The sequence below is a fragment of the Mesorhizobium sp. WSM4844 genome, assembly GCF_055811775.1.
On record NZ_JBVVQB010000001.1, the window covers coordinates 291,337 to 305,622 of the forward strand.

The 14,286-nt window shown below is 59.0% G+C and carries 12 protein-coding genes; 6 read left to right on the forward strand and 6 right to left on the reverse strand.

Translation table 11 applies throughout. From position 1 onward, the window contains the following. Window positions 1-387: 387 nt before the first annotated feature. From AC0L2A_RS01335 to AC0L2A_RS01345, 3 genes are read right to left on the reverse strand one after another with little or no spacing between them, the layout of a single operon-like run. Window positions 388-1,611, reverse strand: coding sequence for a class I SAM-dependent methyltransferase (locus AC0L2A_RS01335; protein ID WP_473509543.1), 1,224 nt, complete (start codon window positions 1,609-1,611; stop codon window positions 388-390). Next, entirely contained in the window at window positions 1,608-2,861 is a 1,254-nt protein-coding gene (locus tag AC0L2A_RS01340; RefSeq protein ID WP_473607203.1) for a class I SAM-dependent methyltransferase, read from the reverse strand. The genes AC0L2A_RS01335 and AC0L2A_RS01340 overlap by 4 nt, the downstream gene beginning before the upstream one ends. Window positions 2,862-2,871: 10 nt before the next feature. Continuing rightward, window positions 2,872-3,138 (reverse strand): hypothetical protein, encoded by a 267-nt coding sequence (locus tag AC0L2A_RS01345; RefSeq protein ID WP_236388171.1) that lies wholly within the window; start codon window positions 3,136-3,138, stop codon window positions 2,872-2,874. 398 nt (window positions 3,139-3,536) lie between these two features. On the opposite strand from AC0L2A_RS01345, the gene AC0L2A_RS01350 reads away from it, so the two are divergent. Together AC0L2A_RS01350 and AC0L2A_RS01355 are read left to right on the forward strand one after the other, a co-directional pair. Beyond that, window positions 3,537-3,956, forward strand: a complete 420-nt coding sequence (locus AC0L2A_RS01350; RefSeq protein ID WP_329608778.1) for a PIG-L deacetylase family protein — start codon at window positions 3,537-3,539, stop codon at window positions 3,954-3,956. A gap of 34 nt (window positions 3,957-3,990) precedes the next feature. Continuing rightward, window positions 3,991-6,270 carry an FG-GAP repeat domain-containing protein gene (locus AC0L2A_RS01355; protein ID WP_473607204.1) on the forward strand — a complete coding sequence of 760 codons (2,280 nt, stop codon included), beginning with the start codon at window positions 3,991-3,993 and terminating at the stop codon, window positions 6,268-6,270. A gap of 212 nt (window positions 6,271-6,482) precedes the next feature. On the opposite strand, the gene AC0L2A_RS01360 is transcribed toward AC0L2A_RS01355, so the two are convergent. Then, window positions 6,483-7,823 (reverse strand): nucleotide sugar dehydrogenase, encoded by a 1,341-nt coding sequence (locus AC0L2A_RS01360; RefSeq protein ID WP_473516143.1) that lies wholly within the window; start codon window positions 7,821-7,823, stop codon window positions 6,483-6,485. A gap of 324 nt (window positions 7,824-8,147) precedes the next feature. Here AC0L2A_RS01360 and AC0L2A_RS01365 point away from each other — a divergent pair, with 324 nt between their 5' ends. Then, window positions 8,148-9,110: an NAD-dependent epimerase/dehydratase family protein gene (locus AC0L2A_RS01365; protein ID WP_027153593.1), complete on the forward strand. Its 963-nt coding sequence runs from the start codon at window positions 8,148-8,150 to the stop codon at window positions 9,108-9,110. A 23-nt stretch (window positions 9,111-9,133) separates the two neighbouring features. Continuing rightward, window positions 9,134-10,414 (forward strand): glycosyltransferase family 4 protein, encoded by a 1,281-nt coding sequence (locus AC0L2A_RS01370; protein ID WP_473607205.1) that lies wholly within the window; start codon window positions 9,134-9,136, stop codon window positions 10,412-10,414. Between the two features lie 580 nt (window positions 10,415-10,994). Here AC0L2A_RS01370 and AC0L2A_RS01375 read toward each other — a convergent pair. Both AC0L2A_RS01375 and rfbF read right to left on the reverse strand, forming a co-directional pair. Next, the gene (locus AC0L2A_RS01375; RefSeq protein WP_473607206.1) at window positions 10,995-12,038 is read right to left on the reverse strand and encodes an NAD-dependent epimerase/dehydratase family protein; all 1,044 of its coding nucleotides are present in this window, start codon (window positions 12,036-12,038) and stop codon (window positions 10,995-10,997) included. Beyond that, window positions 11,974-12,813 (reverse strand): glucose-1-phosphate cytidylyltransferase, encoded by an 840-nt coding sequence (gene rfbF, locus AC0L2A_RS01380; protein WP_036262410.1) that lies wholly within the window; start codon window positions 12,811-12,813, stop codon window positions 11,974-11,976. Before rfbF ends, AC0L2A_RS01375 begins: the two co-directional genes overlap by 65 nt. 89 nt (window positions 12,814-12,902) lie before the next feature. Between rfbF and AC0L2A_RS01385 the strand changes: the two genes are divergently transcribed. Together AC0L2A_RS01385 and AC0L2A_RS01390 are read left to right on the forward strand one after the other, a co-directional pair. After that, a complete protein-coding gene (locus AC0L2A_RS01385) occupies window positions 12,903-13,727 on the forward strand; it encodes a PIG-L deacetylase family protein (protein WP_473509553.1) in 825 nt (274 codons plus the stop codon). Further along, complete coding sequence (locus AC0L2A_RS01390) at window positions 13,724-14,032, forward strand: hypothetical protein (protein WP_473607207.1); 309 nt, start codon at window positions 13,724-13,726, stop codon at window positions 14,030-14,032. The genes AC0L2A_RS01385 and AC0L2A_RS01390 overlap by 4 nt, the downstream gene beginning before the upstream one ends. The last annotated feature ends 254 nt before the right edge of the window (window positions 14,033-14,286 follow it).

Sequence of the window (14,286 nt, forward strand, 5' to 3'; positions counted from 1 at the left end):
ATTCGTTCGAGTGCATCTTGCAAACCTTACGCCGGAGCGTGGGAACGTAAACGTCCCCAAACGACGTATGTCTTACGCACCCGGGGCAGTTTGGTGCAGTCCGATTACCGATGGACCATCCCGCGTCCCACACGCCCATCCGCGCAGGCGATCAAGAAGCGGGGGCTACCTCTTTCAGCGCTGGCTGATATTCAAGGGCAAACGAGGTGCGCCGCGGCAATCAAAGTGAGAGCGCCTCTCTGCCAGATTGTCGGGCTATAACGAGGCGAGAATGTCCGATGACCCTTGGTGGAATGGCCATGTTGATCTCGACCGGCACGGTCATTGGACTGTATCCCCCACCAATCCCGTTCTGCGCTTTCGTGCCGCCGCGGTTGAATTGAACTTTCATGCAACCGCAATCTCGGGTGTGAAGCCGAGTTCCGCTACGAGACTGGTGATCTCCTCGCGGTAGAGCGGGTTCATGACGATGATTGATTCGACTGGCTGGCCGCGCAACGCCTCCGGAGCAAGGATCGGAGTGCCGGTTCCTGGCGCAAAACGACCTTGCTTGTGCGGATTCACATCGATGATCGCGCGGATCCGATCGGCGCCTGGCACCACGTTGACGAATGTAATGCCCTTCGATCCCCCTCCCCAGACGACGATCTGCTGGGGATTGCGTCTCGCGATGTAACCACCCAATCGCTCGATCTTGTCGCGATAGGCGCGCTCGAAATCGCGGACGAGCATCTCGATTTCGCGGCTGTCAACGGAAGTAGCGTACTTGGGGGCAGCCGGCCGCGCCTCAATGTAAAGATACTGGTCGCCGAAAGACGTCCCTGCATCCAGCACTCGAAAGCCAGCCATCTCGAACGCCGCGTTCAGCGAAGCTGGCGTGAAATAGGAGGCGTGCTCATAAATGAGGTCCCAGATTCCCATATCCCGGAGCGTGTAAAGGACATTCGGGACTTCAAAGAAGAACACCGTCTCCGGTGCGATGCCCGGATGGGCGCGAAGGGCGCGCAGGAATTTCACCGGCTCGGCGATATGTTCGAGAACCTGGCGGCATACCACCAGGTCAGGACGCAGATCCGCGTAGGAATCGCCGAACCAGTCTTTGATAAATCGTACTCCAGGGACCGCGTCCCCCCGGTTGTCCTCGAAGCTCTTGTCGAAACCGATTCCCTGCGCACCGCTGATCAAGCTTAGCCGCTTCAGGAAATCCCCCTTGCCGCATCCAATATCGACGATCGTCTTCCCCGAGAGCGCGTAGGTCCTGCTCAGGCGCTCGGCCAGCGTTTCAACAAACGCCACGAAACGGGGGGAGTAATGAAGCGAATTCTCGTAGCTTTGCGTATAACCGATGCGATTTTCCTCGAATGAGGCGTTGAAGACGTGCGTGCAGCCGAGGCAGAAGGTAGTCGCAAATCTGCCGGTCTGTGCCGCGCGCGCCGATGCCGCGTCCGCACAAAGCGCGTTGCAGAGCAGGGGCAACGCTTCGAATAGCACCGAATTGAGCAGATTTCGCTGACCGCAGACCAAGCAATCGGTTCGAATGGAACCCGTCGACTGCGTCGGTCCATCGGCTTTCAGGCAAGCTATCTGTGCGCGGTCCGCCTGTTTTGTCATATGATTCTCGGCGTTGGGACGGGGAGGATGAATTTTCCGCCGCGTGCACGATACTCGGCCTGTTGATCGAGAATTTCGTCTACGAAATTCCAAGCAAGGAGAAGCACGTAGTCGGGTTGCACCTCGAGAAGCGCTTCAGTCGAGCGGATCGGCAGGCGCTGTCCGGGCATATATTTGTTGTGTTTATAGACGTTGCGATCCACGACGAAGTCCACGAGGTCGCGTCCGATGCCGACGGTGTTAATCAGCGTTGCTCCCTTGGCTGCCGCTCCATAGGCGGCAATCGTGGCGCCCTGCGACTTTAACCGGCGTAAGAGCGTGGAAAGATCGCGCTTCAGCGCGTCGACCTTGGTGGAGAAATCGCGGAAATAGCCGATCGCATCGATCCCGCGCGAGGCTTCATGGGCAAGCTGGTCCTTTACTGTCGCACCCACGTTCTCGCGCGATTCCACATAAAGGCGCAGCGAACCGCCATGGATTGAAAGGTGCTTGACCTCATTGAGGTAAAGCCCGTGGCGGCGAAAGAGCTTATCCAGTGCAGTAACTGAAAAATAGCAAAGATGCTCGTGATAGATCGTGTCGAACTCACAATGTTCGATCAAAGGTTCGACATAGGGTGCCTCGATAACCGCCACACCGTCATCCTTGAGAAGTCGGGCAATTCCTGCCACAAATCCGTTGGTGTCGGCCACGTGGGCGAGCACGTTATTGGCATGGATAATGTCCGCGCGCATGCCTTGCGCGCGCAGCGTTTCAGCGACATCGCGGGTGAAGAATGCACAGCGCGTGGGCACGCCGACCCTCTCGGCAGCGGCGGCAGGTCCGTCGGCCGGATCAATTCCGAGCACCCGAATTCCCGCCTCGACGTAGTTCTTCAGCAGATAACCATCATTGCTCGCCAATTCGATGACAAGGCTCTCCGGGCCAAGACCGCGGCGATTGATCAGATCAAGCGCATTCGCACGCGAATGCTTTAAGAGAGCAGGGGAGAAAGAGGAATAATATGGATAGGAATCGGCAAAAAGAATTATCGGATTCACCGTCTCGGTGATCTGGACGAGGCTGCAGTCTTTGCAGAACGCGACGCGCAGCGGAAAAATGGGCTCCGGTTCGCCGATGTCGCTGCTGGTGAGAAGGCGATCGGCCAGTGGCGTTTTACCGAACTCGAGAAACGTCTCAATGCCAGTTCCACCGCAAGATCGGCAGGCCCGCTCGGTTACCGACTTCGCATCTAGGCACATCATGTCCATATCGTCCCCCTTAGCCCGGCTCAGTCTGCTTTGGCCAGAACGGGAACGCGACCAGGTGCTCGTCCAGTTCGCAATCGCGGATCAGCTTTTTCACGTGGGCGATGCGCTTGAAGCGCTCCCCCTCGAACTCTTCAAGCAAGAGACCAACAGTGCCGAATGCCTCGTAGAGCTGCGCGACGTCGCGTCGGGCCGTCCGTTGCGGCTTGAACGCGTGCAGGCTCTCTGTTTCCTCGGCCAGCCGTGTCCCAAATCCGCCCGCGAGGATACCCACTTTCATAAAGTCTTCCCCACCAACAAACACACGTCTCGAACGTCCGTGAGTTCTGTTACCATGGGCGATCGGCGTTCAACAACGCGAGCGAACGGATGATGGAAGCGCACCAATGTGGACCTTTAGGCGGACCTTCAGCACCATGCTTGATAGTCAATTGCGACTGCGACTTAGGCCGTTTGAAGTAGGCGACTGGTCAGCGTCGGCTGTCATTGTTGCGCCGCATCCGGATGATGAGACGCTGGGTTGCGGTGGCGTTGCGGCCAAAAAGATTGCCTTGGGTGCCTAGGTCCGTTTTGGTTTTTGTCACCGATGGCGCCGCGTCCTCATCGCGACCTTAGGCATCCTGAAACCTTGCGGACGACACGCGAGGCCGGAGCCATAGAAGTGAAGTAGTTCATCGTCTGGGCGCATCATCCGAAAGTGTTACATTCTTACGCCTTCCAGGCGGGGCGGCCAATCATCACGTTCATGCGATAACACATGCGGTCGTGTCGATGCTCAACACATGGCGGCCGCAGAGCGTTTTCGTGAACTATGCAAAGGATCCGACTTCCGATCATGTCGCCGTCAATGCAGCAGTTCGCGCGGCGCTTCGTGCTTATGGTCGCCCTGTTACGGTATTCGAGTATCCAGTCTGGATTGGTACCATTGCGTCGTCCACGCTCAATAGCCTCGCCTGTCTTGGCGATGTTATCGGCGTAATGCGGGAAGCGCTGGCGGCGCATGCGTCGCAGATGCAGCGCCTGGAGAACCAAGATGAATGGCGGACGCTGTCGGACTTGTCGGGGGGAGATTTCGTCGGGCGGTTGCTGGCCGACTAGGAAATGTTCACACGCTACGAAATCAACATTTAGCATGTTCGGCCGCCTGATCGCGGTCCTGATGATCGGCTACACCCTCGCAAGTTGCGAGGCCGCTCAGGGACAGGGACCTCCCGAAGAAATTCTACAGTCGGGTCTTGTTTTTGAACGCAAAGAGATTGCCCCCTATTCAGGAGACGTAAAGCTTGTTGGCGATATAGACGGCGACAGTCGACTGGATTTCGTTCTTGGCGGCTTCCCCGAGGATGCGATGTCTTGGTGGCGGTGGCCCGATCTGGTTCACACCGTAATCGCGAGGCCCCGCGTCGAGTTCACCACCGACGGAGTGCTTTCCGACATCGATGGGGACGGTGATCGCGACATCGTCACGGCCGATGGGCCCGATGCTGTCAATCTCGTCTGGTTCGAGAACCCGCGGCCGAATGGTAACCCGACCCACGGTCCCAGCTGGAAGCGTCGGGAAATCGGTGCAGTCGGCAGCTGGGGCAAAGACATCAAGGCCGCTGATTTCGACGGGGACGACCTCGTTGATATCGTCGTTCGAGCGCCTGGCGAAGTGATGATTTTCTTCCAGGAAAGCCCCAGCTCCTGGGCCCGCGTGGGCTTGTTCTTCAACCTTGGCGAAGAGGGAATGGCAATCGGCGATATTGACGGCGATGCTGATGTCGATCTCGTCCTGCACGGAGTATGGGCGTCGAATCCAGGCGCAGCGGCAGCACGCGATGCAGCACTATGGCGCAGCTACGAGCTTGGTCCGTTCAATCCTGCATTCAAGGCGCTCGTCACCGACCTTGACCAGGACGGCCGCGCCGACATTCTGACTTCAAGTTCCGAGCACACTGACGACGTTGCCTGGTTCCAGCCCCTCGCCGGGCCGACGGGCCGCTGGATCCGCCATGTCATTCAGCCTTCTGTTGCGGGCGCCCATACGCTGCAGGCCGCCGACATGGACGGAGACGGGGACAACGATGTCGTTGTCGGGCAGATGCATACGACCGAGGAGCGCAAGCTCGCGATCCATTACAATGTCGACGGGCGAGGAACGCGCTGGGCCCGTCAAGTGATCGACGATGTGGGTCTCCACAACGGCGTCGTCGCCGATGTCGACAGGGACGGTGATTTTGACATCTATGGGGCGAACTGGGTGGGCAACCCGCCTGTCAGAGTGTGGATCAATCGGCTGGATCCGCCTGCATCGGTCCGCCTCGACCGCTGGACCTATCATCGCATCACGAACGGGCACGTCCGCTCCTTTGGGATCGCTTTTTCCGCCATGGATGGTGATGATCTCACTGACATCATCTCGGGTCCGTTCTGGTACCGTCAACCGTCCGAAGCCTGGAACACAGAATGGGAACGGACCCCGCTTGCCGAGGGTGTGGACGCGGTCGCAGCCCTGGATCTCGATGGTGACGGGCGCGGGGAGGTCATAGCACAGCGCGGCGGAGGCAGGGCGCTGCACCTTGTGTGGCTCCATGCCGAGGACATTGAAGCGCACCGCTTTGAAGAGCACGAGATCGGAGAGGTTCCCGCCGCCAGTCATGAGCTCGGCTCTCAGGGCCATGTGCTAGCCCAGGTTGTAAAAGGTGGGAAGCCGGAGCTGGCGGTCTCGAGTGGCGGTGGGGTTTTCTATTTTAAGATTCCTGATGATCCAACAGTCGAGCCATGGCCGCGCACCCGCATCTGCGCCGAAGCGTCTGATGAAGGGATCGCATTCGCCGATATCGATAGGGACGGTCTACTTGACCTTGTCGCCACGACCGGCGATGCAAAGACGGCCGCATGGTGGCGCAATCCGGGTGACGGCTCGCCAGACTGGGAGCTTCGGCATGTTGGAAAAGTTCCTGAAATGGTCTATCCCGACCGCGTCGCGGCCGCCGATCTTGATGGCGACGGACGTGCGGACATCGTCGTGACCGAGGAAAATGGCAAAGCCGACAGCGCTAAGGCGTATTGGTGGCACAACCCCGGCGACAGCTCCTCCGACTGGGAGCAACACGAAATCACCTCGCGCGGTTCCCTTAATAGCCTTTCAGTGTCCGATATGACTGGCGACGGCAGGCCGGATCTTATCATGGGCGAGCATCGCGGCGCACTTCGTCTCTCGAGCTGGCATAATCTGGGTGGGGGACGGTTCATCGAGCAGCTGGTCGGCGAAGGGATGGAAAGCCATCTGGGAGCAAGGACGGTCGACCTCGACGGTGACGGGGATCGCGACATTGTGTCGATCGCATGGGACGCATTCGAAGCGATCCATGTCTGGCGGAATGACGCGGTCGGCAAGAATGCTGATGGCGACCAAAAGGCCCGCTGACGAGGAGGGGTGAGCACCGGCCGGCGCCGCATGAACCGTAGCGAGCTCGGCCGGCTCCACCTGTTTGCACGGCTGCGCAGGCGCTCATGCCTCGACGCTCAAGTCCGGGAAAATACGATGCGCTGAATGAATTCAACCGCTCGACGTGCTAAACTAAACCATTCGACGTTGTCGCTAGCAGGTTCACCAAGCCAGTACGCAAGTCGGGCCGCTCATGCTTTTACGACGTTGTCGGTGCGTGACTGACTACGCGCACAAGCATTTCGGGTATCGAGCACCAGCTTTGCGTGCTTGGTGATGTTCTGCCAATCGATCGCATCGTGATCTGTCGAGATGACAACGGCATCATACGATGCCAAACTGCTAGCGCAGATATCCACAGAGGGGCGACCTGCCAGGTTGGCGTACTCTCTTGTTCCGGGTATTTCCGGTACGTAGGGGTCGTGGTAATCAACGACCGCCCCGCGTCGCTCCATGATCTCGATCAGCTTCAACGATGGGCTTTCTCGTGTGTCACCCACGTTTTTCTTGTAGGACATCCCGATCACCAAGATCCGCGAACCGCTCAGGCCGCGGCTCGCTCGCCGGTCCAAGGCCTCCACAAGGCGGTCCACCACATAATGCGGCATGTTCGTGTTGATTTCACCGGCAAGCTCAATGAAGCGTGTTGTTACTTCGTACTCTCTTGCCTTCCAGGTCAGGTAGAATGGGTCGATCGGGATGCAGTGCCCGCCGAGGCCGGGGCCTGGATAAAACGCCATATATCCGAACGGCTTGGTCTTGGCGGCTTCGATCACCTCCCAGACGTCGATGCCCATCCTGTCAAAAATCACCTTTAGCTCATTGACCAACGCAATGTTCACAGAGCGGAATATGTTCTCGGTCAACTTCACAGCCTCTGCCGTTGCGGTGGAGGCCACGGGAACGGTTTGCACAATGATCTGATCATACAGCTCCTTGGCAACTTGTAGGGACGATGGGTCGTCGGCGCCTATCACCTTTGCAACTTTGGCGGTGGTGTGTACGTCGTTGCCTGGGTCCACCCGTTCGGGCGAATAGGCGAGAAAAAAGTCCTTTCCTAGAGAAAGATTCGTCGCCTCGAGCAGCGGCTGCACGATCTCTCGCGTCGTTCCTGGCCAGGTCGTCGACTCCAGAACGACAAGTTGACCAGGGCGCAGCCGCTCCGCGATCGCACGTGCGCTGTTTTCGACGAACGAGAGGTTCGGCTCCCGGTTTTTAGTAAGCGGCGTTGGCACCGCTATCAAGATCGCGTCGGGTTCGCCTAGGTCGGCGAAATCGCTGGTGGCGCGAAACCGCTTGCTGTCGACAGCCGCTTTGATGGCAGCACCAGGCAAATGATCTATGCCTGTTTCTCCGCGGTTAAGAAGTGCAACCCGAGACGCGTCAATGTCGAACCCGATGACTTTGAACCCCGCGTCCAGCGAGATCATGGCGAGCGGCAGACCAACGTAGCCGAGGCCCATGATGCCAATGGTGTAGTCCCGCGTTCGGATGCGGTTAACCAGTTCCTGAAGGTCTGGAGCAGTCTGCATGAGATGCTGGCAACTTTCGCTTCAATGTCGACAATAAAGGATCGCCTCAATTACCGCGGGGAAGCAGTTCACAGCAATCAGCAAAATGTATGCGCTTAGCCAACCCCAGAGCTGAAAACAGCACGGATTGCACCATTGGGAGAACAGCCGAAATGCTTACCCCAAGCCACGTTGTCAAATAAACCTGGCGCTGCCACATTTAACTTTCAAGCGACGTCCGAAAGGATCTGGGAGCCACCTTCGCTCGCGAGATCGAAGATGTCGCGTTGGCGAAGGGACGCACCCTGCGTCAGTCGATTAAACTGTTCGGTTGAGGTGGGGAATATGACGCAATCGATCCTGGTTACTGGTGGAGCGGGCAATATCGGCAGCGCCCTCACTCGCGCGTTGGTCAAGCTACCTCAGACCCAGGTGGTCGTAGCTGACAACCTGTCGACCGGAAGTCGAGACAAGGTACAAATAGACGCGGGCAATCTGACCGTAGTAAAGGCGGATGCGAACGATTTCGACGACATCTCGTCGTTGTTCTACCGCTTCCATTTCACCCACGTCTTCCACTTCGCAGCCGTGGTCGGTGTGCAGCGGACTTTGGCAAATCCGTTGCTCGTGCTGCGCGACATCACCGGTATCGAGAACGTGCTGAGGCTATGCAAGAACACCGGCGCCGAGCGTGTCTACTTCGCTTCGTCATCGGAGGTATATGGCGAGCCTTTCGAGATTCCTCAAAACGAGAGCACCACGCCGCTTAACTCTCGTCTGCCGTATGCAGTGGTGAAGAATCTTGGAGAGGTCTATCTGCGCACTTTTCAGCGTGAGTTTGGACTGCCATTTACCATTTTTCGCTTCTTCAACACCTACGGACCACGTCAGAGCGAGGATTTCGTTCTGCCGCGATTTGTGCGTGCCGCCCAGCGCGGCGAGCCCCTGACGATTTACGGGGACGGTTCGCAGACCCGCACCTTCTGCTATGTCGACGACACGGTTGACGCTTGCATCGCGGTTCATCGAACGCGCGCGCACGAGAACGAAGTGATCAACGTGGGCAGCGACGTGGAAATGAGCATTCGACAGCTGGCCGAGTTTGTCATCGAAGTGCTGGGCTCGTCATCGAAGTTGGAATTCCGACCGCCCCTTGCGGAGGGCGACATGACGCGCCGCTGTCCTGACACGAACAAGATGAAAGCTATATTGAACCGTCCCCTGGTGCCGCTCGAAGAGGGCATTCGCCGCCTCGCCGACCACCTCTCCCGACCGGAAGACCGCCCTGCACTTAGAAGAGTCGCCTGAACGAGCTGACGGTGGGGAGTGACATGAAGCTCGTATACGTCGGTCAGCCGTACGATAGACTTTTTCCGCCTGTTCAAAACTCAATCGGTCTGATCGTCTACAATACGGCGCTGCGGCTCGGCGAGGGCCTGCAGATTACGCTCTATGGCAAGCATTATCGAGACGACACGGTGCCCGCGGACCTGCCGTTCGCGGTGCGGCGGGCTGCGGCGCGGCGTGACCGCGCGTTGCAGCGGATCATCCGCCAGTTTCCGCGCCTGGCGCGCTGGCTGCGGCTGGATCGGAAGGCCGATGACCACTCGCAATATCGTAACAAGGTTCGTCGCTACCTCGCCGTCGATCGACCAGATATCGTCCATTTGATGAATTACTGGGCATGGTGCCGGGAACTGAAGGCAGCCAGTTCATCCCATCGGCTCGTGCTTGAGATGCAGTGTGAGTGGCTGTCACAGCGTGACCGCCATCAGGTGGCCCGTCAGCTCAAGGTGGTGGATGCGGTGGTCGCCGTCAGCGACCACATCGCAAGCACCTTTCGTTCTGCATTCCCGGACTATCCTGGCGTCGTTGCCACCGTCGGTAATGGCGTGGACGTTTCTTACTTTCGGCCGAGCGAGCAGCGGGCTTCCGCATCCACCAGAACCCGACGTGCCATCTTGTTCGTTGGGCGGGTATCGCCAGAGAAGGGGCTTCACACACTGATCGAGGCCTTCAGTGAGGTTGCGGCCAGGTTTGCGGACGTCGACCTTCGGATCGCAGGGCCGCAATCGCCGCTTTCCGTAGACTTCCTGACCAGCCTCTCGTCGGATCCGCGGGTTACCGCATTGAACCGTTTCTACGATCACTGGGGCAATTGCAAATATCGGGAACACTTAGAAGAACTCATCGAGAGCCACGGGTTACGTGATCGAGTTCACTTCGTGGGCAACGTGCCCCACAAGGACCTCGTAGCGACGTACCATGAGGCCGACATTGTGGTGAATCCGTCACTCAGCGAAAGCTTCGGAATATCGGTCGTGGAGGGCATGGCCTGCGGGATACCGGTGGTTGGAACGCGCGTGGGCGGGATGTGTGAATCCATTCTAGCTGGCAGCACCGGGATGCTGGTCGAAGTCGATGCTCCTGGCGAGCTCGCCCACGCATTGATCACGATGCTGGAGGATACGGTCCGGGCAAGCGAAATGGGAAGCGAAGGGCGCAAGCGTGCCGTCGAGCTGTATTCGTGGGAGGCGCGCGCAGAACGGCTCAAGTCAGTCTATCAGAAACTGCGCCCAGGCAGGCCGGTCCATGTTCCACAAAGATTGTGAGCCATTGAGCCTTAGCGGTGGGCGGCGCTCGCCAAGTGCCTCGCAGCATGTAGGCCGATGTGATGAGCATGCGGCGACCCTCAGTGTAGCGCTCAACCCGGTATCGGTTTACGGCCAACCCGTGTCGGCTTGAAATGGGCCCGTCGGGCCCGCCGTTCTCTTCCCTAACGGGCGTCAGGGGCACCCAGCCCAAAGGGCGGAGAGAGGCCGAGTGAACCTGTTCTACAATTCGCAACACATTGCTGGTGGCGAGGCGGTGGCCTCGGGATCGTAGCGCGACGCGGCGACCAGATTTTGCGCGACGCATCCAGAAAAGCCGGCGTATGGCTGGTCGGAGTTCGAGACCCTGACGGCGCGCGGGTCGGGAAGAGCCGAGTGCGGGAAAGCCGCACGCCCGGATCTGTGAGGCGAAAGCCGAATGGCTGAGCTACTCGACCTTGAGGGAAAGCCTATCGGCTAGGGGCGTCGTGCCGAGCTTCAGGAAAGTGTCGATGTGACTTCCGCCGCAGGAGCGGCAAACCTGCTCGGTTGCAGAGCCTGCACCAGCAATCATCATGGCCATGGCTCTGGCTGTGTTTGTTCAAACCGCTAGCGCTAACTGCGACGTGCGGCGCAGATCGGTATCCAGTTCGCCATCTTGGATCAGCTTCTGCACATGGGCGATGCGCTTGAACCGCTCGCCCTCGAAATCCCCAAGTGCAAGGCCCGCCGCGCGAAATGTGTGATAGAGCTGTTCGATACCGCGCCGCGCTGTCCATTGCGGCTTAAACCCGTGCAGGCGGCGACCAATATAGGTGCAGTCGACGCGATAGCACCGTTTGTCTGGCCCGGCGTCGGGCGCGAACTTCACCCGGCTGTCGGGAACGATCGTTTGCACCAACTCCGCGATCTCCCGAATCTGATAGTTTTCCGTGGTCAAGCCGACATTGAATGCCTCGTTGTGGACCAGCTCTCGCTCGGCCTCGAGTACCGCGATATAGGCCAGCGCAATGTCTTCCACATGGACGATCGGACGCCATGGCGAACCGTCGCTCTTGAGATAGACCAGGCCGGTCGTGTAGGCCCAGGCGGTCAGGTTGTTGACCACCAGGTCGAAGCGGATGCGAGGCGACAGGCCGTAAGCAGTGGAAGCACGCAGGAATGTCGGGCTGAACGATCGATCCGCCATCGGCGCGACCGCTCGCTCCACATTTGCCTTTGAGGCGCCGTAAGGCGTAACCGGGTTGAAGGGAGCATCTTCAGTTAGAAAGCTGTCGCCGGCCGCGCCGTAATTGCTGCAAGAGGAGGCATACAGGAACCGCTGGACGCCGGCGGCCTTGGCGAGCTGCGCAAGCCTTACCGAAGCGCCGCAGTTGATTTCCTCGGTAAGCAGGGGTCGGTAGTCCCCCAACGGATCGTTTGACAGTCCGGCGAGATGGATGATCGCGTCGAAGCCGGCGACGTCGTCGATGTCGATGTCGCGGATGTCTTTCTCGATCGTCGGCACTTCGGCCAACGTCCCTACGAAAGTGCATGACCGGAAGATGTCGCTGTCTAGGCCGGTGACGTCATGGCCGCGTTCAAGCAGCATCGGAGTCAGGACGGAACCGATGTAGCCGAGGTGGCCTGTAACCAGAACTTTCATCGATCGATTCCCATGTTTTCCAGGGCGCTTGCCCGCTGTCCCACAATTTTTGAAGGAGATGCTTTTCACGGATGGTGTCCATGCATTGCCAGAAGGATTCGTGGCGATATGCCATCAGTTGGCCGTCAGTCGCGAGCCGCTGCATTGGCGCGTGTTCGAACATGACATCGTCGCCGTCGATATAGTCCTTTATGCCCGGCTCGAGCACGAAGAAGGCGCCATTGATCCACCCCTCCGAGGCCTGTGGCTTTTCCGTGAAGTCGACAACGCGATGGCCATCGAATTCGATGTGCCCGTAGCGTGCCGGCGGACGCACCGCCGTCATCGTTGCAAGCTTGCCATGCGATTTGTGGAAGGCGATCAGTCTATCAAGGTTGACGTCCGAAACGCCATCGCCCCAGGTGAGCATGAACGTCTCGTCGCCCATCCAGTCGATCAGGCGTTTTATGCGGCCGCCCGTCAGCGTATTCAGTCCCGTCTCCACAAGATCGACGGACCAGTCAGGCAGCGAGTTCGAGTGGCGCTTGACGCTTCCCGATGCGGCATTGACAGTCAAGCTGCCATCGAATGCGACATAGTCGCTGAACCAGCGTTTGATGTATTCGCCCTTGTATCCCAGCGCGACGGCGAATTCGCGGTGTCCATAGGCATAATAATGCATCATGATATGCCAAAGGATCGGCTTTGCTCCGATTTCGACCATTGGTTTCGGCCGGATCTCGGTTTCTTCCGCCAGCCGTGTTCCCAGTCCGCCAGCAAGAATTCCTACCTTCATTGTTTTCTCACCCCAATCGCCTACAGTGTTTTGCTACCATGCGCAGGTCGGGTTGAACCACACCGAAGAAGGGATGATCGGAACCATCGATGCATGACGTCAGGCATACGATTGGCGCTATGCTCGATAGAGCGATGTGTAACCAGTCTCATCCATTCGACGTAGCAGACTGGCAGGCATCGGCGGTCATCATCGCACCCCATCCCGATGATGAAACGCTGGGATGTGGAGGGGTCGCCAGCAAGAAGCTTAGCTCGGGCGCCGATGTCCAGTTTATTTTCGTCACCGACGGCTCGGCGTCGCATGCACATCGAGTTGAGGGCCAGGCCCTACGGATCATCCGTGAGGGCGAAGCGATCGAGGCGGTTTGCCGGTTGGGCGGATCTGCTGATCGGGTGAGATTTCTGCGAGTTCCCGACGGCATGGCTAAGCATCATGTCGGCAAGATCGCAGACGCGATCGCTGAGTTGCTTTTCGCTTGGCAACCACAGAGCGTGTTCGTCACCCATGCAAAAGAGCCGCCGGCGGACCATGTTGCCACCAATCTTGGCGCGCGAGGCGCGCTGCAACTGTATGGCCGGCGCGTGACCGTGTTCGAATATCCCGTCTGGTACTGGTATCAGTGGCCGTGGGTTCGTCTGCACGATCGAGTGCGTGGATTCAATCGCACCGCATTGCGGCAAACGGTCCGGACCCTTGCCGGCTTGCGCGGCGTTAAGATGTTCAACTCCCACGCTTTTATCGGCGACGTGATAGACGTAAAACGTCACGCGCTGGCAGCTCACCGGTCCCAGATGGAGCGGCCGGCGGGACTCGACGACTGGCCTATCCTGGCGGACGTAGGTGGGGGCGATTTGCTGAATCGGCTGCTGAGCGAGCACGAGATGTTCACGCGATACGAGCTTAATGCGTGAACGTAGGCGGCCTGAAGCGTCTCGGGAGGAAGTCGGCGGGTGGCCATGACCTGTTCGGGTTCGACCCAAAGCTGCGGTGCGGCTTCGATCCCTCTGCGACTTTACTTGCGGCCCGTTTTGGATGCGCCGCCGTTCCATCCAAAGACAGAGCCTCGGGTCCGTTCTGGTATCGCCGGCCGGCCGATCGCTGGCAAGGTGAATGGGAACAGATACGGCTCGGCGAGGGAGTGGATGCGATCGCGGCAATCGATGTTGACGACGGACGCGCGGAAGTGATCGCCAGCGCGGCGCAGGCGAGACGCTGAACCTGGCGTGGCTTCAGGCGCAGCAGGCGTCAGCGCGCGGCTTTGAGGAACGTGCAATCGGCGAGGCCGGCAGCCACGAGCTCGGGCTCAGGGCCATGCACTGGCGCAGATCGTCGAAGGCGGCCGGCCGAGCTTGCGGTCGCAAGCGGTGTCGGGGTCTTCTACTTTGCCATCCCCGACGACGCGGCGGCGGGGCCTTGGCCGCGAACCCGCATTTGCTCCGAGGCCTCCGACGAGGGAATCGCCTTTGCCGA